The organism is Dorea sp. YH-dor226 (genome assembly GCF_039832105.1).
Taxonomy (GTDB): Bacteria; Bacillota; Clostridia; order Lachnospirales; family Lachnospiraceae; genus Dorea_A.
The window spans coordinates 1-17970 of record NZ_JBDOHS010000007.1 but is presented as its reverse complement, the minus strand read 5'-3'; the positions used below and the strand labels follow the sequence as shown (position 1 = coordinate 17970).

14 protein-coding genes and 1 other annotated feature are annotated in these 17970 nt (G+C 43.2%); of the genes, 9 read left to right on the top strand and 5 right to left on the bottom strand.

The genetic code is table 11. The features are described from left to right. Positions 1-45: 45 nt before the first annotated feature. The gene (locus ABE547_RS07490) at positions 46-960 is read left to right on the top strand and encodes an AEC family transporter (protein ID WP_347378189.1); all 915 of its coding nucleotides are present in this window, start codon (positions 46-48) and stop codon (positions 958-960) included. Positions 961-996: 36 nt separating this feature from the next. Here ABE547_RS07490 and ABE547_RS07485 read toward each other — a convergent pair whose 3' ends face one another. The 4 genes from ABE547_RS07485 to ABE547_RS07470 all read right to left on the bottom strand — a co-directional run bounded on the left by ABE547_RS07485 (position 997) and on the right by ABE547_RS07470 (position 6141). Further along, positions 997-2322, bottom strand: a complete 1326-nt coding sequence (locus ABE547_RS07485; protein ID WP_347378188.1) for a CCA tRNA nucleotidyltransferase — start codon at positions 2320-2322, stop codon at positions 997-999. A gap of 114 nt (positions 2323-2436) precedes the next feature. Then, positions 2437-3213, bottom strand: coding sequence for a transposase (locus tag ABE547_RS07480; RefSeq protein WP_347378187.1), 777 nt, complete (start codon positions 3211-3213; stop codon positions 2437-2439). 100 nt (positions 3214-3313) lie between these two features. Further along, on the bottom strand, positions 3314-4753 hold the full coding sequence (gene proS, locus ABE547_RS07475) for a proline--tRNA ligase (RefSeq protein ID WP_347378186.1): 1440 nt from the start codon (positions 4751-4753) through the stop codon (positions 3314-3316). Between the two features lie 131 nt (positions 4754-4884). Further along, positions 4885-5093 (bottom strand) — a binding site (T-box leader). 88 nt (positions 5094-5181) lie between these two features. Continuing rightward, complete coding sequence (locus ABE547_RS07470; RefSeq protein ID WP_347378185.1) at positions 5182-6141, bottom strand: calcium/sodium antiporter; 960 nt, start codon at positions 6139-6141, stop codon at positions 5182-5184. Positions 6142-6249: 108 nt separating this feature from the next. Between ABE547_RS07470 and ABE547_RS07465 the strand changes: the two genes are divergently transcribed. The 5 genes from ABE547_RS07465 to ABE547_RS07445 all read left to right on the top strand — a co-directional run bounded on the left by ABE547_RS07465 (position 6250) and on the right by ABE547_RS07445 (position 11956). Further along, positions 6250-6951, top strand: a complete 702-nt coding sequence (locus ABE547_RS07465; protein ID WP_347378184.1) for an RluA family pseudouridine synthase — start codon at positions 6250-6252, stop codon at positions 6949-6951. Between the two features lie 141 nt (positions 6952-7092). Further along, the gene (locus ABE547_RS07460; RefSeq protein WP_347378183.1) at positions 7093-7626 is read left to right on the top strand and encodes an XRE family transcriptional regulator; all 534 of its coding nucleotides are present in this window, start codon (positions 7093-7095) and stop codon (positions 7624-7626) included. A 21-nt stretch (positions 7627-7647) separates the two neighbouring features. Then, a complete protein-coding gene (locus ABE547_RS07455) occupies positions 7648-9225 on the top strand; it encodes an ABC transporter ATP-binding protein (protein WP_347378182.1) in 1578 nt (525 codons plus the stop codon). Beyond that, the gene (locus ABE547_RS07450) at positions 9225-10061 is read left to right on the top strand and encodes an ABC transporter permease (protein WP_347378181.1); all 837 of its coding nucleotides are present in this window, start codon (positions 9225-9227) and stop codon (positions 10059-10061) included. The genes ABE547_RS07455 and ABE547_RS07450 overlap by 1 nt, the downstream gene beginning before the upstream one ends. Before the next feature lie 5 nt (positions 10062-10066). Then, positions 10067-11956 (top strand): extracellular solute-binding protein, encoded by a 1890-nt coding sequence (locus ABE547_RS07445; protein WP_347378180.1) that lies wholly within the window; start codon positions 10067-10069, stop codon positions 11954-11956. A gap of 38 nt (positions 11957-11994) precedes the next feature. Here ABE547_RS07445 and ABE547_RS07440 read toward each other — a convergent pair whose 3' ends face one another. After that, positions 11995-13791 (bottom strand): DUF885 domain-containing protein, encoded by a 1797-nt coding sequence (locus ABE547_RS07440; RefSeq protein ID WP_347378179.1) that lies wholly within the window; start codon positions 13789-13791, stop codon positions 11995-11997. 212 nt (positions 13792-14003) lie between these two features. Here ABE547_RS07440 and ABE547_RS07435 point away from each other — a divergent pair, with 212 nt between their 5' ends. The 3 genes from ABE547_RS07435 to ABE547_RS07425 all read left to right on the top strand — a co-directional run bounded on the left by ABE547_RS07435 (position 14004) and on the right by ABE547_RS07425 (position 17834). After that, positions 14004-16031 (top strand): sigma-70 family RNA polymerase sigma factor, encoded by a 2028-nt coding sequence (locus ABE547_RS07435; protein ID WP_347378178.1) that lies wholly within the window; start codon positions 14004-14006, stop codon positions 16029-16031. 92 nt (positions 16032-16123) lie between these two features. Continuing rightward, on the top strand, positions 16124-17080 hold the full coding sequence (locus ABE547_RS07430; RefSeq protein WP_347378177.1) for a hypothetical protein: 957 nt from the start codon (positions 16124-16126) through the stop codon (positions 17078-17080). 124 nt (positions 17081-17204) lie between these two features. Next, complete coding sequence (locus tag ABE547_RS07425) at positions 17205-17834, top strand: hypothetical protein (RefSeq protein WP_347378176.1); 630 nt, start codon at positions 17205-17207, stop codon at positions 17832-17834. The last annotated feature ends 136 nt before the right edge of the window (positions 17835-17970 follow it).

Below are 17970 nucleotides of genomic sequence, written 5' to 3'. Positions count from 1 at the left end.
CCCGTCCCCTCTTTGGCGCATTAATACGACAAAGAGGTGGGCAGAATGATTTTTTTTTCGCAGATGATTCAATTACAGTTGAATTTGTTTTTCCTCATTTTAATAGGAATTATAATGAAAAAAATAGGAGTTATTTCAGAGGCGGGGAAGAAATGTCTCTCAGATTTTACTGTTAATCTGATTCTTCCATGTAATATTATTCAATCGTTCAGAGAGGATATTCCGATATCGGCAGATTTCTTTGATAATTGTGTGACGGTGTTCGCAATATCTCTCGGCATCCAAACGTTTAGTATCCTTGTGGGTCACTTTTTTTTTCTGCGATATGAGGGAGATAAGAAAACGATATTTACATATGGATTGATTGTTTCGAATTCCAGTTTTATCGGGATTCCGGTCATTGATAGTTTATATGGTGCGTTGGGAGTTTTATATACTTCAATTTTTCAAATCCCGGTTCGTGTCACAATGTGGTCTTCAGGTTTGGCATTGTTTACGGATGTAAATAAAAAAGATGCCTATAAAAAATTGCTGAAACATCCTTGTATTGTTGCAATTGTTATAGGCATGTTATTTATGTTAATTCCGGTTGATCTTCCGGGCTTTATCGATAATACACTTACCGAAATCAGTAAATGTATGGTTCCGATCTCTATGATTGTGATTGGAGCAATGTTGGAAGAATCTAGAGTTCAGCAATTTTTCGATCTCTCCGTACTGTATTTTTCTCTGATACGCCTGATTGTATATCCTCTTTTGACATTGGGCATATTAGCGGCATTACAAGTGGATGTTCTGGTCATGGATGTGACGGTTCTTCTTTCAGCCATGCCGATGGCCGGAACGACAGCGATCCTTGCTGACAAATACAACAAAGATTCCAGACTGGCATCACAGGTAATCTTCGTATCTACTTTTTTGTCTATTATTACATTGCCGTTGTTTTCACTATTTCTGTAAACTATTTGTTATTCGTGAAATAGAAAAAAGAATAAGCTATAAGTATTTTAAAAGTGTTTCCTTTGTGTTCAATGAAGGATTATCGATGACAAGATCCAGTAACTGATTCAGCTTTTCGCCGATCTCCTTTCCGGGAGTAATGCCGGCGGCGATCAGATCCCGGCCTGTGACAGCAAGGTCCTTTAATGAGACGCACTGACCCGCAGAAATGATGTCCCCATATATTTTTTCGATTTCGTCCAGATTCTTTATTTTCTCATCCCGCAGGTACATACTCTGTGCCATGACATCCGCACGCCGTACTTCCATATAGTAAGGAAATAAATCTTCGCCGATGGTGTTCATAGCACGCCGCACATTCCTGGCGGTTGCGGGCATCCGGTAATCATGATAGAACACCAGCTTCGTAACTTTATTCAAAGTATCATTGTCAAATTTTAGCCTTTTTAATACCGTCCTTGCAATACGTTCACTTTCGACGGCGTGTTTTTTAAAATGTGCCGTTCCTTTCTCGTCTATGGTCTTTAACGCGGGCTTACCCATGTCATGCAGAAGCATTGTTAAACGGAGAATCTTATCTGCCCGCACATTTGACATTGCATGAAGCGTATGTTCCCCTACGGTATACATATGATGCGGTGTCTCTTGTGTCGTACACATGATTTCATCAAACTCTGGGAGAAATACTTTTGTAAGCCCAAGTACGTAAGCTTCCCGAAGAAGTTCCGGCCTGTCAGAAGTGATCATCTTAATCAGTTCTACCTGGATGCGTTCTGCACTGATATTCTGTAATGTAGGAGCCAGCTCACTCATTCCCCGGCGGGTTTCGTCTTCAATCTGAAAACCCAGCTGTGCGGCAAACCGGATTCCACGCAGGATACGCAGAGCGTCTTCAGAGAAACGTTCTTTGGCATTGCCTACACAACGAATCGTTTTTGCATTTAAGTCATTCAGGCCGCCAAAAATATCAACCAGTCCGTCTTTCTCATTATACGCCATTGCGTTGATCGTAAAATCCCGTCGCAGCAAGTCATCTCGCAGGTTTCGGGTAAAAGTGACCTCGCTTGGGTGGCGGCTGTCTTCATATTTCCCATCAATTCGATAAGTTGTAACTTCATACCCTACTTTGCCCAGAAGGACGGTAACCGTGCCATGCTCGATACCGGTGTCAAACGTCTTGTCAAACAGTGCTTTCGTTTCTTCAGGCATAGCCGAGGTAGTGATGTCCCAGTCACCGGGAGTCCGCCCGAGGATAGAGTCACGGACGCAACCACCGACCGCATAGGCTTCATGGCCATGCGCCTGCAAAGTAGCAATAATTTTATGAACATTATCAGGTAAATGAATATAACAGTTATCCACAATATTATCCTCCAATTATCAACATCCTAATTATAATACCACATTTTTGAGGGGGACGGAGGATTTTTAAAAATTCCCCGTCCCAAATTAAAAATCCCCTGTCCCTTTTTACAATTAGCTTTGTCCCTTTTGCTTTAATTCTGATTGTATAAGTTTGCGAATATTTTCTGCCTGTTGCATGGAAATATTAAAAAAGTTTTTTATGATGGTGTCGAACATTTTCCTGGATGGGATATTGTCCAGAATTTCTACTGCTGGGATGTCAAGATCTTGCTGCATGTTATGTAGTAGTGAAGTGGCAATTATTTTGCGCTGAAGCAATTCATCTTCGGGGAGATCAATAAATACTTTATCGGTGAAAACTGAATGGAAAGATTTGAAGTGCTCAAGAGATTCAAAATGATTATTGATGATTTCAAAAGCTATTGGATGAATGATGCCTGCCGAAGATGGTGAAGCATATTCTTTAAAACTACTGTAGCGGTAATTTTCAATAGATTTGCACATATTTGCTTTTACGGGATTCAGGTGAATGTACCGAAGGCAGTTAAAAAAATAGGATTCATCCTCGATGCATTGACTTCGAAAACGGCCGTCAAAGACGTAACCAACACGATTATGTTTTTGATTGTAATATACAGCATAAACTGAAAGAATTCTGGCCATAAAGGCTGACAGTTCTTCAATAGGAGCTCGCATTAGCAAGTGAAAATGATTTGACATAACGCAATATGCAAATATTTTAATGTTGTATTGGCTGATGGAATCATGAACAATATTTAGAAATCGGGAACGCTCTAGATTTTTTGAAAAAATAGGAAATTTGTTAATGCCGCGGCTGGTTATATGATAAAACTCAGTGCTGCTTTCTTGCCTTGGTTTCCTGGGCATGTCGGTACTCCTTTCTGAAAAGGAACGGAACATGAAAAGGGACAGGGGATTTTTAATTTGGGACGGGGAATTTTTAAAAATCCTCCGTCCCTTTTTAGAATTAATATGATTTTCCCCAATATGCCATATGTTTTGCCGGTTTTCCACACCAAATGCATTTATCAGAGATCATTTCTTCGTCTTCGATCAGACATCTGGTTGCAGCTCCGCCGGTGACATATTTTACTTCACCTTCGCATTCCGGATCTCCACACCAGCATGCTTTTACGAATCCGCGGTTTGCCTTGAATTTCTCTTCCATTTCGTCCATAGTCACTGCAGTGTCGATATGATCATTCAGGAATTTTTCTGCTCTGTCATACATATCCTGCTGTTCCTGCTCTAAGATCTCGCGCAGCTTTGTTGCGATCTCATCCAGAGAAACAACTGTCTTTTCGCGGTTATCACGACGTACAACAACAACCTGGTTCTTTTCGAGGTCTTTTGGACCGATTTCGATACGTGTTGGAATACCGAGGATTTCCTGTTCAGAGAATTTCCATCCGGTACTCTTGTCGGAATCGTCGATTTTGACTCTGTATCCGGCTTTCTTGAGTTCATCAAGCAGTGCGTATGCTCTGTCAAGTACGCCTTCCTTATGCTGAGCAATTGGAATGATACGACACTCAACCGGTGCTACGTGTGGTGGGAGTACAAGTCCGTCGTCATCACCATGAACCATGATCAGGCCGCCGATACTTCTTGTGGACCATCCCCAGGAAGTCTCATAGGCGCTCTGAAGCTGGTTGTTTTTATCTACATATTTGATGCCAAATGCATCTGGGAAGCCGCTTCCGAAGAAATGGCTGGTTGCGGACTGTAATGCTTTTCCGTCATGCATTAGTGCTTCAACAGTATATGTGTCCTGAGCTCCGGCAAATTTTTCGTGTTCAGCTTTTCTTCCGGCTACGAAAGGCATTGCAAGGGTTTCTTTGTAGCAGTCCTTGTATACCTGCCACATCTGGATGGTTCTTTCTTCCGCTTCCTCATAAGTAGCATGAAGTGTATGACCCTCCTGCCACAAAAATTCTCTGGAACGAAGGAAAGGTCTTGTGGTTTTTTCCCAGCGAAGTACAGAGTTCCACTGGTTCCATACTTTTGGAAGATCTCTGTAGGAACGTACTGTTTTTGCCCAGAGATCGCAGAATAAAGTCTCTGAAGTAGGGCGGATACACAGTCTTTCCTGTAATCTTTCCATACCGCCATGGGTAACCCATGCTACTTCAGGTGCAAACCCTTCTACATGATCAGCTTCTTTTTCCAGAAGATTTTCCGGAATTAAAGTCGGCAGATAAACATTTTCAACGCCGGTTTCTTTAAAACGTCTGTCCAGATCGGCCTGAATCAGTTCCCAGATTGCGTATCCATTTGGTAAATAATTCAGACATCCCTTTACACTTGAATAATCGCACAGCTGCGCTTCACGTACAACATCTGTGTACCACTGTGCAAAGTCTACATCACGTGGTGTGATATTTTTTACTAATTTTTCTTTTGCCATGTTCCTCTTCTCCTTTTCTTTTCTGCGAAGCCTCTTCTCCGCATTATTATAATGGGAGCCATTGATGCCATCAGGTGATCCGCGGATTCTTTTGTTAACGAAAATAAAAACGCCGGACCTTTCAGCTCCCCAAAAGGGACCGAAAAGTTCGGCGGTACCACCCTAGTTAACTACAAATTATTTGTAGTTCTCTTCATTTGCCATTAACGCTGGCAGGACGCTGCATTTTCATACAGTGGCTCCAAGACCGGTTCCATGCAGTTCAAGGCAGGTATCTTGCAGCAAATGATTCCCTCTCTGTGGCCTGCTTACATGTACTAATTCTCTTCGTTGCCATAAATCTTGAATTGACCATAATTTTAATCGAACGTTTCATTTTTGTCAAGACAAAGAAATGATTATCTCAGCAAACTAAAATAGAAAAATGATTATCTCAGTAAAACATAGATAAAGAATGCAAGGTATGCGATGAGAAACAGCATTCCTTCTTTTCGCTGGATTTTATGATTGCTGATTGCGGAAATATATACAATAATGCTTGCGACAATCAATATTAAAGTATCATAAACGGCAGTGACATCAAGCGTAATCGGAGTAATGGCAGAAGAAATCCCCAGAATTAATAAAATATTGAAAATATTAGAACCGACTACGTTTCCGACCGCAAGGTCATTTTCGCCTTTGCTGGAGGCTACCATGGAGGTAACAAGTTCCGGAAGAGAGGTGCCGAGTGCGACAATCGTCAATCCGATGAAGGTCTGGCTCAGTCCAAACGTTTCTGCAATATTGCAGGCACTGTCGACAACCAGATTACCTCCCCATACGATTCCGGCAAGACCAAGTATAATAAATACAGCACTTTTCAAAGGAGACATCACTTTGTAATCTTCTTCGGCAGTATCGGACCGGGAAATTAAGGCTGATTTAACCGTTGCATATAAAAAGATCACAAAAAGAATGAGGAAGAGAATTCCCGCCCATCGACCAAGTACAAATGTTTTGTTACCATCCAGAATTTTGATGATTGAAAAGTCAGAATCCAAAAATAACAAAATAATTGTAATAAATATGGAAAAAGGGAATTCTTTCCTTAACAGAGACCATTTTGCTTCAACCGGACGAATAATCGAACAACAACCGAGAACAACCAAAAGATTAAAAATATTAGAACCCAGGACATTGCTGACAGCAAGATCGTTATTTCCACGAATTGCAGCAGTCACACTTACGGATAATTCCGGCATACTTGTCCCAAATGCAACAACCGTCAGACCGATAACAATGGACGGAACTTTTAATAGTTTGGCGACACTGGAACTTCCATCTACAAAAAAATCTGCCCCTTTGATCAGCAGAATAAATCCAAGAATTAAAAGAATATAGTTCATAGCCGTAATCCTTTCTATTACTAACAGTTATGTTATCTTGCATATTTTAGCACACTATGATTAAATGATAAAGAAAATATTTCTAAAATAAATAAAGGAGATTCCAACATGCAGGCAGATGCGTTAAATATATTATATGAAGACAATGATATCATCGTATGTGTAAAACCACATGGAATTGCAACACAAAGCAAAAAAATAGGAAGACCGGATATGGTCAGCCTGTTGAAAAATCATATTTACCAGAATCACCCTGAAAAAGGAGAACCATATCTGGCTGTGATTCATCGCCTGGATCAGCCTGTAACAGGAATTCTTGTGTTTGCGAAAACAGCTGCAGCAGCAAAAGCATTGAACAAACAGCTACAAAGTCATGGATTTGGTAAATATTACAGAGCTCTTGTGGAAGGTTGTCCACCAAAAAAAGAGGATACGGTGGAAAATTATATGGTGAAAAATGGGAAAACAAATACGGCACGAATATGTGATAAAAATACAGAAGGCGCGAAATTAGCGCGTTTGCACTATGTTGTTGTTGAAAAGGGACAGGGGATTTTCCATTTGGGACGGGGAATTTTTAAAAATTCCCCGTCCCAAATGGAACTTGACATCCACCTGGACACAGGCCGTCACCACCAGATCCGGGTTCAGCTTGCGAACCTGGGATGCCCGATCATCGGGGATACGAAATATAATCCGCATGCGTCTGAATCCGGGGAATGGCAGCAGATTCAATTGTGTGCATATCGATTGGAGTTCGAGCATCCGCGGACACATAAGTTGATGAAATTCCAGTTATCCACGCTGTGATGTGGATAACTGGAATTTCTTTTGTAAATTATTGAGAAAATACATTGCAATATTTGTACATTTATGTATAATAAAAACGATGGAGAAATATTAAAAAAAAAGTATAGTATTAGAAAACATACGAGGAGGGAAGGTGTCGTTTTGGATATAGGAAAGAAGTTAAGAGAAATGCGTCTTCAGAATGATCTGACGCTAGAGGATCTGGCTTCACGCAGTGAGCTTACGAAGGGATTTCTGTCGCAGGTGGAGCGTAACCTTACCGCACCGAGTATTGCGACGCTTGAAGATATTCTGGAAGCGCTCGGAAGTAATCTGTCGGAGTTTTTTCATGAGGAGGAAGAACGGCAGGTTGTTTTTTCTACACAGGACTTTTTTGTGGATGAGCAGGAGGATTATCAGGTGGAATGGGTGATCCCGAATGCGCAGAAGAATCAGATGGAACCGATTCTTCTTACACTCTATCCGCATAAAAAGAGCCATGAGCAGCTGGCATACCAGGGGGAAGAATTCGGGTATGTGCTGAAGGGCAGTGTGACGATCGTGTGCGGCAATAAAAAGTACAAAGTAAAGGCCCATGAGACCTTTTACATGGACGGCTCAAAGAGCCATTATCTATACAACCATGGAAACAGTGTGGCAAAGGTGCTGTGGATCACAACACCGCCCATGTTTTAGGAATGAGAAGGGAGAAGTGAGATGGAAGAAAAGAAGCTGATAGAGTTTCGCGACATTGTGAAGAGTTTTGACGGACAGATTGTTCTGAAGGGAATTAATCTGGATATTTATGAAAATGAATTTGTGACTCTGCTCGGACCGAGCGGATGTGGAAAGACTACCCTGCTCAGGATTCTCGGAGGATTTCTTGACGCAGATGAGGGAAAGGTAATCTTTGACGGAGAAGAAATTAGTCAGAAACCGCCATATGAACGGGAATTAAATACGGTGTTCCAGAAATATGCGTTATTTCCGCACCTCAGTGTGTATGAAAATATTGCATTTGGTCTGAAGATCAAGAAGGTAAGTAAGGATATTATTGATCAGAAGGTTATGAAGATGCTGAAGCTGATCGGCCTGGAGGGATATGAGGATAAGAACACGACCCTTCTTTCCGGAGGACAGCAGCAGAGAGTTGCGATCGCCAGAGCACTGGTAAATGAACCGAAGGTCCTTCTTCTGGATGAGCCTCTGGCAGCGCTGGATCTGAAGCTTCGAAAAGAGATGCAGTATGAGTTGAAGAGGATTCAGCAGGAGGTAGGAATCACATTTATCTTTGTTACACATGATCAGGAAGAAGCGCTTACCATGTCAGACAAGATCGTGGTTATGAAAAACGGAGAGATCCAGCAGGTCGGCACACCACAGGAGATCTATAATGAGCCGGCCAACCGGTTTGTTGCAAACTTTATCGGTGAGAGTAATATCATATCCGGAACCATGCTTGAGGATTATAAGGTGCGGTTCGATGATATTACATTTGACTGTGTGGATTTTGGATTTAAGGAAAATGAGCCGGTGGATGTAGTCATCCGCCCGGAGGATATTGATATCGTAGATGTAAAAGACGGCAAGATGACCGGTGAAGTTCTGAGCGTTCTGTTTAAAGGTGTTCATTATGAGATCATGGTAGAGACGGTTCCGGGTACCAGTGTGACAGTCAACATGCGCGTGATTCGCAATCATGACGTGACCAGTGAAGACGGAAAGGAAAAGATCAGCGCAAATAACTTCTATGTAGATGTGGAGGATGTGGCAGATCTGGATGATAAGGACATTGTCGCACTTTCCAATGCACAGGCATGGGATACAGAGAGTGACGATTATATTTCTATCGCGAAGATTGAGTATGAGCTGAGTGAGGAAGAAGGCCAGTATCCGGTCGTATTCTTAACGGCAAATGGAACCAGCATTGAGAGAACCATTTTTGTGGTCAATCAGCCGTTTGTTAAGAATGAAAAGGCAAATGAAGCGATTATGGCCTTTAACTTCTTTAAAACGGTGGATGAGATTACAGAATCTCAGGCTCTGGATACCGATATTAAGACCTGGGCCAATGCACAGGGATGGAAGTTAAGTGATGAAGATCAGAGTATAGATATCAGTGTAGATTACGACTTTGAGCCGGAAGAAGTCAAAGAAGGCGTATATCAGATTACGTTTTCTACTACAGGACGTGAATTCAAGATTCATACAACGGATTATTCTGAGGAAGGTCAGGAGGTCGGCCTGACATTCTTCCCGGAAGACATTCATGTAATGTCTAAGGTGGCTTATTAATGAAGAGATTTTCGCAACTGGCAATCCCGTATATTGTGTGGGCTGCCCTGATGCTGGTGCTTCCGATGGCACTGATCGCCCTGTATTCATTTACCAATCAGGGCAACAGCATCATTGCATTTTCCTTTACGCTGGAGCATTATGCAAAGTTCTTTACCGACCCGGACTTCCTGCTGATTCTCTGGCGTTCCATTTTGATTGCCGTAAAGACTACGATTATCTGTCTGTTTTTGGGGTATCCGGCGGCATATTTTATCTCCAAGAGCAGCGAAAAGGCACAGAATCTTCTGGTTCTGTGTATTACGATTCCGATGTGGATCAATATGTTGGTGCGAACCTATGCATGGATCGGACTTTTGAGTGAGGGAGGACTGATTCAGAGGATTCTTGCCGTGTTCGGACTGGGAAAAACGGAGCTTCTGTATACGGAAGGTGCAGTGCTTCTGGGAATGGTCTATAACTTCCTGCCTTTTATGATCCTGCAGATACAGACGTCTCTGGCAAAGATGGATAACTCTCTTCTGGAGGCAAGTGCGGATCTTGGCGCAAGTCCGGTGCAGACATTCCGGAGAGTGACTCTTCCGCTATCTCTTCCGGGTGTGATCAATGGAATCACACTCGTATTCCTTCCGGCAGTCAGCTCATTTTTCATTCCGAAATTATTGGGCGGCGGACAGTATTTCCTGATCGGAAATATGATCGAGAACCAGTTCATTACCGTAGGAGAATGGAATTTCGGAAGTGCGATCTCCATGATTATGGCAATTATTATGATGCTTCTGATGATGGCGGTTCGCAAGATTGAGATTCGAAATCAGGGTGGAAAGGAGGCATAATCATTATGAAAAAATCAAAACGCCCTTTCGGGAAAATTTTAATGGTACTTATGATTGTGTTCTTCTACCTTCCGATCGTGTATATGGTGATCTTTTCTTTTAATGATGGAAAGTCACTGACCAGTTTTACGGGATTTTCCCTGCGCTGGTACAAACATATGCTGGATTCCCAGGACATGATGGAGGCTCTGTATACGACATTCAGTATCGCACTGCTTGCGACATTTATATCAACGGTCGCAGGAACGATTGCAGCAATCGGCCTCAGTAAGTCAAAGAAAATCATTCGGGATATCATGGAGCAGGTGAACAATTTCCCAATCATGAATCCGGAGATTGTAACGGCGATTGGTTTTATGCTTTTGTTCATTACATTTCGAATTGAGAAAGGGTATGTGACCATGCTTCTGGCACATATTGCATTCTGTATTCCGTATGTGATGCTTTCGGTAATGCCTAAGATACGTTCCATGGATCCGAACCTTGCAGATGCGGCGATGGATCTTGGCGCGACTCCCTGGCAGGCACTGATAAAAGTCGTGGTGCCGCAGATTACCCCGGGAATCATCTCAGGGGCGCTGATTGCATTTACCATGTCGGTGGATGATTTTATCATTTCCTACTTTGTGACCGGACGCGGAGTGAAAAACTTAAGTATTATGGTGTATACCATGAGCAAGCGTGTGAATCCAAGTATCAATGCAATCTCTACCCTTGTGGTGGTGATCATTACGATTGCGCTGATTTTTATCAATGTCGGGCCGCTGATCGCAGCAAAACGTGCATCCAGGGTCAGAAGCGGCAGAAAGCCATACGGACCGGCGATTGCAATTGTATGCGTGCTGGCGATTGTCGTTGGTGTGATTCAGATTCGGAACAAAGAATCGGAATTGCCGTTTGAGGGGCAGACACTTCATATATATAACTGGGGAGAATATACCGGAGAGAATATTATCCGGGATTTTGAAAATGAGACAGGTGCATCTGTGGTTATGGAAAACTTTGATTCCAATGAACAGATGTATATCAAAGTTGCAAATGGAGAAGCCTACGATATTCTGGTGCCAAGCGATTATATGATTCAGCGTCTGATCGAAGAAGACTATCTGCAGAAACTGGACCAGTCAAAACTGGACTGCCTGGATAAGCTGGATGACGCGGTGAAGAATCTCCCGTATGATCCGGGAAATGAGTATTCTGTGCCATATTTCTGGGGAACTGTAGGAATCGTATACGACAAGACCAAAGTCGATATCGAAGATCTGGAAAGAGAAGGATACAATATCTTCCTGGATGAAAAATACCGCGGAGAGATCTACCTGTATGACTCTGAGCGAGATTCCTTTATGATGGCGCTTAAAGCACTGGGTTATTCCATGAACACAGAGAGTGAGGCGGAGATTCAGGAAGCCTATGAGTGGCTGGTGCAGTGTGTACAGACCATGAAACCAGAGATCGTCACAGACGAGATCATCGATAACATGGCACAGGGAAGAAAGGCACTTGGCCTGATCTATTCCGGTGATGCTACTTATGTCATGAGCGAAAATGAAAACATGGGATACTATATGCCGGAGAGCGGAACCAACCTGTGGTCAGACGCAATGGTCATCCCGAAAAACGCATCTAATCCAGAACTGGCACATGCATTCATCAATTATGCCAGCGATTATGCCGGCGCATATGACAATTCCAGTTATGTGGGATATACATCGGCTAATAGAGAAGTAATGGATGATCTGGCAGGAGAAGGCAGAGACTTCGAAGGAATCAACGCATATATACCACGAACAGATAATCCAAACGATGAAGTCTTTGTATATAACGAAGATACGAAGAAAATCATCAGTAATCTGTGGAGTAAAGTAAAGATCGCGGCAAGTAACGCAAATTAAATTGGGACGGAGGATTTTTAAAAATCCTCCGTCCCAATTTAATTTTCCCCTGTCCCTTTTTTAAAAATATATGTTCTTATCACATCAAATGATGCCGGTCCTACATCTAATACGGCTTTATGGAAGCCTTTTTGTGTAAAGTTATCCCCCCATTTTTCCACGGCTTCTTTTTTCAATTCCAGAAATTCTACGTATCCGATATAGTATTTCAGATAGTTTGCGGGATCTGCGATGATCAGATCATAGATATCCTCGATGGTTGTGGTATCTGTTATCCCGTAATTGTGGAAAAATGCGATGGTGTCCGAAAGGGTCCATCCATCATAATGGATTCCCATATCTGCAAGTGCATATAAACCGAGGATGACAGAAGTATTTTTCTGCAGCAGAAGTGCCTGGTCTTTGGGAAGACCGGAGTAGTAGTAGCTGAGCATTTCGCTGTAGGTTGCCCAGCCTTCGGTATATCCGCCGTAATTTAACACGCAACGAATGGGATCAGGATGCTGGCTGGCGTAATAGACATGCTGATAGAGATGTCCGGGATAGCCTTCATGGGCCAGTGTTGTATAGAGAGTAAGCGTATCGGTCATTCGCCCCTGATTGATGTAGATGACATTTGCCTGTGTGTTGTCGATGGCAGGAACCATGTAAAATGCAGGACTTAAGTATTCTTCCATGGATTTCTGGACATATTTGATCTGTGTATCTACGTTCGGAAGGTCCGGAAAGGAATCATCAAGCTTTTTTCGAAGGTCAGACAGAATTTCATCTGGTTCTGTAATCTCAAGAAGAGATCCCTGAGTGCAAAACAGGTCTGAGGAAACGGAAGAGGTATATCCGGATGTACCTTCTGACGTATTTTCGGATAATACTTTTTGCATGGCACTTAAGTCGGACAAAATCTGATTACCGGTAAGCGTCTGAAGTTCTCTGATCGTGCGGTCAGACCCCGTCTCCTGTGCAACAAGAAGCTCATAGTATGTTTTCCCTTCCGGAAGATAGCAGAGCCCGTTATTGTTCTTTCCGGTATCGCGCAGTGTGCGCAGGCCTTCTGCCAGTTCTGTATAGGCGGGAAATACATATTGCTCCAGATAACTGTTATTTTTATCGATATAAGAACGTCTCTGGCTGTCAGACAGACCCGTCAGTTCATCCATACGCTCTTCAAAGGAAGTGTACAGATAATGTTCTTTTCCGATTTCTGTAAAGGCGAGACATTCATTGATAATGTCATCTGCACTGTAAGAAGCCATAAAAAGACCGGCATCCGCTTTCGCCTGTTCGAATTTCAGAATGGATCGGAAGTATTCGGGAGTTTTGGTCAGGAGTTCCAGATATGTATCAACATCGGAATTAGTATAAAATGGGAACTCAGACAACAAGATCGGAAGTTGTGCCTGTGTTCCGGTCAGAGGTGCCAGAGGCTCTTCGTACAGAGAATACGGTGCAAGGGAGAGGGCGCTGTCCAGATAGTCATCCAGGACATCGTAGGTCAGTTGATTTTGATCAGACAACGTAGAACGGTTATGAGAATGCAGCTTTGCCTGTTCATTTTCCAGAGCAGCGCAGATGGAAGCAGTATCTGTTGTACAGTTTCCATAGGAAACCGGAGTGTCCGGGATTCCGTAACCGGAGGGTGTTTTCAATGTATAATGCAGGGTAATTGTACTGCCGGAAACCTCCTGGCAGAAAAGATTCCGTGTATAGGCGGAGAAAGATCGGTCGGCATTAGTATTCAGACGTGTCGGAAGAATAAAAGCTCCGACCAGAATACACAGAACGACAAGTACAGCGGCTACAAGTGTGAGAGAATGTTTCCTGGAACGTATTTGCATAGGAGTCCTCGAAACATAATTTGTATCACTATATGCGAAAATGCAATCATTCATGCGAAAATGATGGCATCCAGATAATAAAACAGACAAAGTTTTGGTTAATTTTTACAATAATGCCATGGTTAGTTTTTAACGTGTTGTCGGAGCGGAATTCGGGTGCTATGCTTAAGAAAATGGGGAAGAATTATATGTGTATAAAGGAATGAGATATCATGAACAAAAAACGACAGAAAGATGCAGACATTCTCCTTCTTTTGGGAAAAGACCCCAAGGAAGGGATGGCACTTCTTGTGGAACGATATACCGGGCTGATCTGGAAGGTCATATCTTTGTATCTTTCTGATCCGGAAGATATTAAGGAATGTACCAATGATACATTTGCAGAATTTTATTTTCAGAGAAAGCGGTTTGATCCGGAAAAGGCGGGGCTGAATATCTACCTGACGGCAATTGCCCGCAACCTGGCGATCTCTTGGTATCGAAAGGAGAAGAGGCGGAAAACAGAGGCCTATGCGGAGGAATATATTTCCGTGGATCCGCAGATGGAACTTGTGGAGATCCGTGCGGATCTGAAAAAAGCGATGACGGTTCTGAAATCGGATGAATCGCAGATCATCCGGATGAAATATTATGAAGGAATGACGGTGCGGGAGATTGCTGATTCACTGGAACTCCCCTATGAAACGGTGAAGAAAAGACATCAGAGAAGTCTGGGGAAGCTTCGACACCAGATGTTCCTGTTCCTGATGGTTCTGAGCCTGCTGATGATTACCGCATGCAGTTACAGAATGCTTGTACATTATAAAGTAATTCCGGATTACCTTCATATCCTGTTCCCGGGATTATCTGAGGAAGAGGATGAAAAAGATACGGAACCGGAGATTCATCCGTTATTGATTCATGTTCCGGATCCGGAATTTCCCGGAAAGCAGGAATCAACGGAAGAGCCGGTAGTGACAGAAGATATTACAGCATATCAGTCCGGGCAGACGTCTTCGACCCCGGAAAAAGAGGCGGCAATACCGAACTTTACCTATGCTCCCGGATATGGTGTGAACTGGGAACCGGATGCTCCGTTTTATGTTCTTCAGGATTCCGGTGCGATTGAAAATGAATGGGTCACGCTGGAGCTGACAGATGCGGTCTATGTAAATCATACGATGCGGGTAGAGCTTCTCTGTACATCAAAGGAAGAAACTCTTCTGGATCTGAGCACATCCATGAGACTGGTCGGGAGCAGTCCGATCCTGAATTGTGAAAATAATCAGTGGAAATGTAAATATGTATCCAGCAGACAGCTGACTTCTTATCAGGAAAGAATAGAAGTGTATTATGAAAATATTGATCTTCCGGATACAGAGAAAGAGCCGCTTCAGATGTCGCTCAATAATCTTTTCCAGATAGAAGAGCCGCTTTTCTTTACACTTGTGCCTGCAGATGTTGCGGAAACACCGGAATATGTATATCAGCTGGAAGAATACGGGGGGCTGATTGCTATTCCGAGACTGGAGGATGGCTGTCTGATCGTGGAGATCTATCCGGTAAATGCAGACGAAGAATTCATGATCCTTCCGGAGCTGATCAGAGGGCGCTATGGAGAGAGTGAAGGCGGGCAGGTGACGGTCACCGGATCTGACGGGACGGAGAAGACCGGACAATGTGTTGGCTACAGCCCATCACAGAATGTGGATCATTTTGAATGGAACTTCGGACAGGCGGAGCCGGGAGAGTATACGCTTCATGTTCCGTATGTATATCAGACGACGAGCCTTCCGGAAGATTTTGTGATACCGCTCAATCTGGCAGAAGAGAGCTGGGAAGACAGATGCTATGAACTTCCGGAGGGAAGCCTTACCATTAACAGTTGTACCGGAAGTGTGTCACAGGATGGACGTGCGGCATGGGAGATACAGATAAAATATCAGTCAGAAAACAAAAATCGTATGATCTCACAGCTGTATTTTTCAAAAAAATGTCAGGAACGCGAAGATTATGTTCCGGAAATCTATCCACCGGGAAGTATTGTCTATGAAAAGCCGGGAGTAGATTTCAATATAAAGCAGGTAGACGGGGTAAATGGTCTGATATACGGTGAAGTGCTGGTAAATACGGACAGATATGATGCCTCCGGCTTTCAGATCACTTCCCTGTCATCACATTATACCGGCCATCCGGCAGGCGTTACTTATCGCTGGAACCAGAACTTTGATCTGACTTTTACGGTAAATATTTCTGAATAATATGTCCCCTTTCGCCCTGCAGATGCGAATGTAATATATAAAGATGCTTTTTACTTTATATATAATATTTTTGCATCCGGAGGGGGCTGCCGATGATGTATACATATGTAAATCATACCATTCTTTCACTTGCCAGAGAATGCATATCCATGGAAATGCAGGAGCGTCCTGAGCTTCTGTGGCTGAAATCCCGTCATGCGCGTATTCAGAAAAAATACAATTTCAGAAATAAACAGGAAACAGATCGGTTTCTTTATGAAAGCATGTATGGACAGAAGCCTCTGAAGTCATCCGAGATTATGAAAATGCGCTACTGGCGTACCGGTCGTTACACACCTGGAAACCGGGAACAATGCCTGTTGTACGGGAGAGCGCTTGAACTGTCGCAGGACGATATGCGTTATCTGTTGCAGAATTATTATGACCGTAGTCTGGATGTCTACGACCCGGACACCTGTCCGGAAGATTCCGGATATCTTCAGCGAGCGGCGTATATGAAAGAACTCACAGATGCCTATCTTCAAAAAATCCCGGTGGAAAAACTGGCTTCTTTTAAAGTGCCGGCGAATGCGCCTGAAAGCTGTCTGCGGCATCTGTATTTTACCGATCTCTTTTATTATGTGCATTCACAGATGACTCCGGATTCAGAACATCTGCAGCGTCATATCGTCAGTACCCGTTATGATTCGGAATTCAAAAGACAGCTGAAGCTCCTGGGAGAGATTCCACGCAAAACGATGCTGCGGCATCTGATTATATTTGATCTTCCGCATCTGACCTTAGAGAAACTGAATCGACAGCTTGAATTTTTCGGATATCTGCCCCTGTGCGAAGAGCATACCATGACAGGAGGGGAGCGGCTGGACTGGCTGCTGATCCGGCTGATTAAGCTGTATGAAGAGGCGTGTGCGGGAAAAGAGGAAAAGGAGTGCCTGGCATGGTTTCGGGAAGCCTGCCGTATACTGGATCGTTTTTTTGTGGAATCCGGGAAACAGAGGATGCGGTTTATGTATTTTAAATCCCTGGATTTAGAAAGAAACAGTCTATAAAAATGTTCTATAGTTGACCGGGCAACAACGCTCCTATATAATGGAATGACAGATATGTCTCGGGGAAAACATATACGATGAAGATCGGAAAACTACTTTATGAGAAGAAAGGAATACTGAGGATATGAAAAAGAGAACGATGAGAACCATGATCACGGCCCTCCTGACAGCAGTGCTCTGCCTTGGCCTTGTGGCCTGTTCCGGAGAAGATTTTGATGCGGCAGGCTATGTGAAGAGTGTGCTGGATGCCAATTATCACAAAGAATACAAAGGTTATGCGACTTTCCGCCAGCTGTCTGAAGAAGAAGCAGAGAAAGAGATTGTAGATAGTATCAATCTGCAGCTGGAGCTTGAGATTGCAACTGTCGGAGGAATTACGGAAGACGGAAAAGAGCGTTACAAGGAATTGTCTGCAGAAATTGACAAACTGGCGAAGTATGAAGTGACCGAAGCCAAAAAGCAGGATGACGGAAGCTATATCGTAACGGTATCCGTTGAACCATCCAATGTATTCCAGATCATGGAACAGGTGCTGACCGATGTTGCAAATGAGATGATGGGACAGGGAGCAACGCTTGAATCGGATGAGGAATTTACGGAGTATCTTCTGGAAGGAATGAGAAGATGTATTGATCAGAACGCATATGGAGAAGCGCAGACCGTGGAAGTGGCTGTGTCAGCGGATGATTCGGGTGCTTATGGAATCTCTGAGGAAGATATGCAGCTTCTGCAGGATACAATGTTCCCGGAATAGGGAATTTTCAGAGACGTGTTGGGATACAATAGATAGGTAACAAATAAAATACAAGGATTCACTTCGATATGATATATTGGAGTTGACGAAAAACCAATGATCTTAACGAAAGGAGAATCCTTGTATGCCAAGTTTA

Excerpts from the sequence above, each read along its gene's own strand:
- ABE547_RS07490 (WP_347378189.1), top strand. The coding sequence starts at position 46 with ATGATTTTTTTTTCGCAGATGATTCAATTACAGTTGAATTTGTTTTTC.
- ABE547_RS07480 (WP_347378187.1), bottom strand. The coding sequence starts at position 3,213 with ATGCCCAGGAAACCAAGGCAAGAAAGCAGCACTGAGTTTTATCATATA.
- proS (WP_347378186.1), bottom strand. The coding sequence starts at position 4,753 with ATGGCAAAAGAAAAATTAGTAAAAAATATCACACCACGTGATGTAGAC.
- ABE547_RS07470 (WP_347378185.1), bottom strand. The coding sequence starts at position 6,141 with ATGAACTATATTCTTTTAATTCTTGGATTTATTCTGCTGATCAAAGGG.
- ABE547_RS07465 (WP_347378184.1), top strand. The coding sequence starts at position 6,250 with ATGCAGGCAGATGCGTTAAATATATTATATGAAGACAATGATATCATC.
- ABE547_RS07455 (WP_347378182.1), top strand. The coding sequence starts at position 7,648 with ATGGAAGAAAAGAAGCTGATAGAGTTTCGCGACATTGTGAAGAGTTTT.
- ABE547_RS07450 (WP_347378181.1), top strand. The coding sequence starts at position 9,225 with ATGAAGAGATTTTCGCAACTGGCAATCCCGTATATTGTGTGGGCTGCC.
- ABE547_RS07445 (WP_347378180.1), top strand. The coding sequence starts at position 10,067 with ATGAAAAAATCAAAACGCCCTTTCGGGAAAATTTTAATGGTACTTATG.
- ABE547_RS07440 (WP_347378179.1), bottom strand. The coding sequence starts at position 13,791 with ATGCAAATACGTTCCAGGAAACATTCTCTCACACTTGTAGCCGCTGTA.
- ABE547_RS07435 (WP_347378178.1), top strand. The coding sequence starts at position 14,004 with ATGAACAAAAAACGACAGAAAGATGCAGACATTCTCCTTCTTTTGGGA.
- ABE547_RS07430 (WP_347378177.1), top strand. The coding sequence starts at position 16,124 with ATGATGTATACATATGTAAATCATACCATTCTTTCACTTGCCAGAGAA.
- ABE547_RS07425 (WP_347378176.1), top strand. The coding sequence starts at position 17,205 with ATGAAAAAGAGAACGATGAGAACCATGATCACGGCCCTCCTGACAGCA.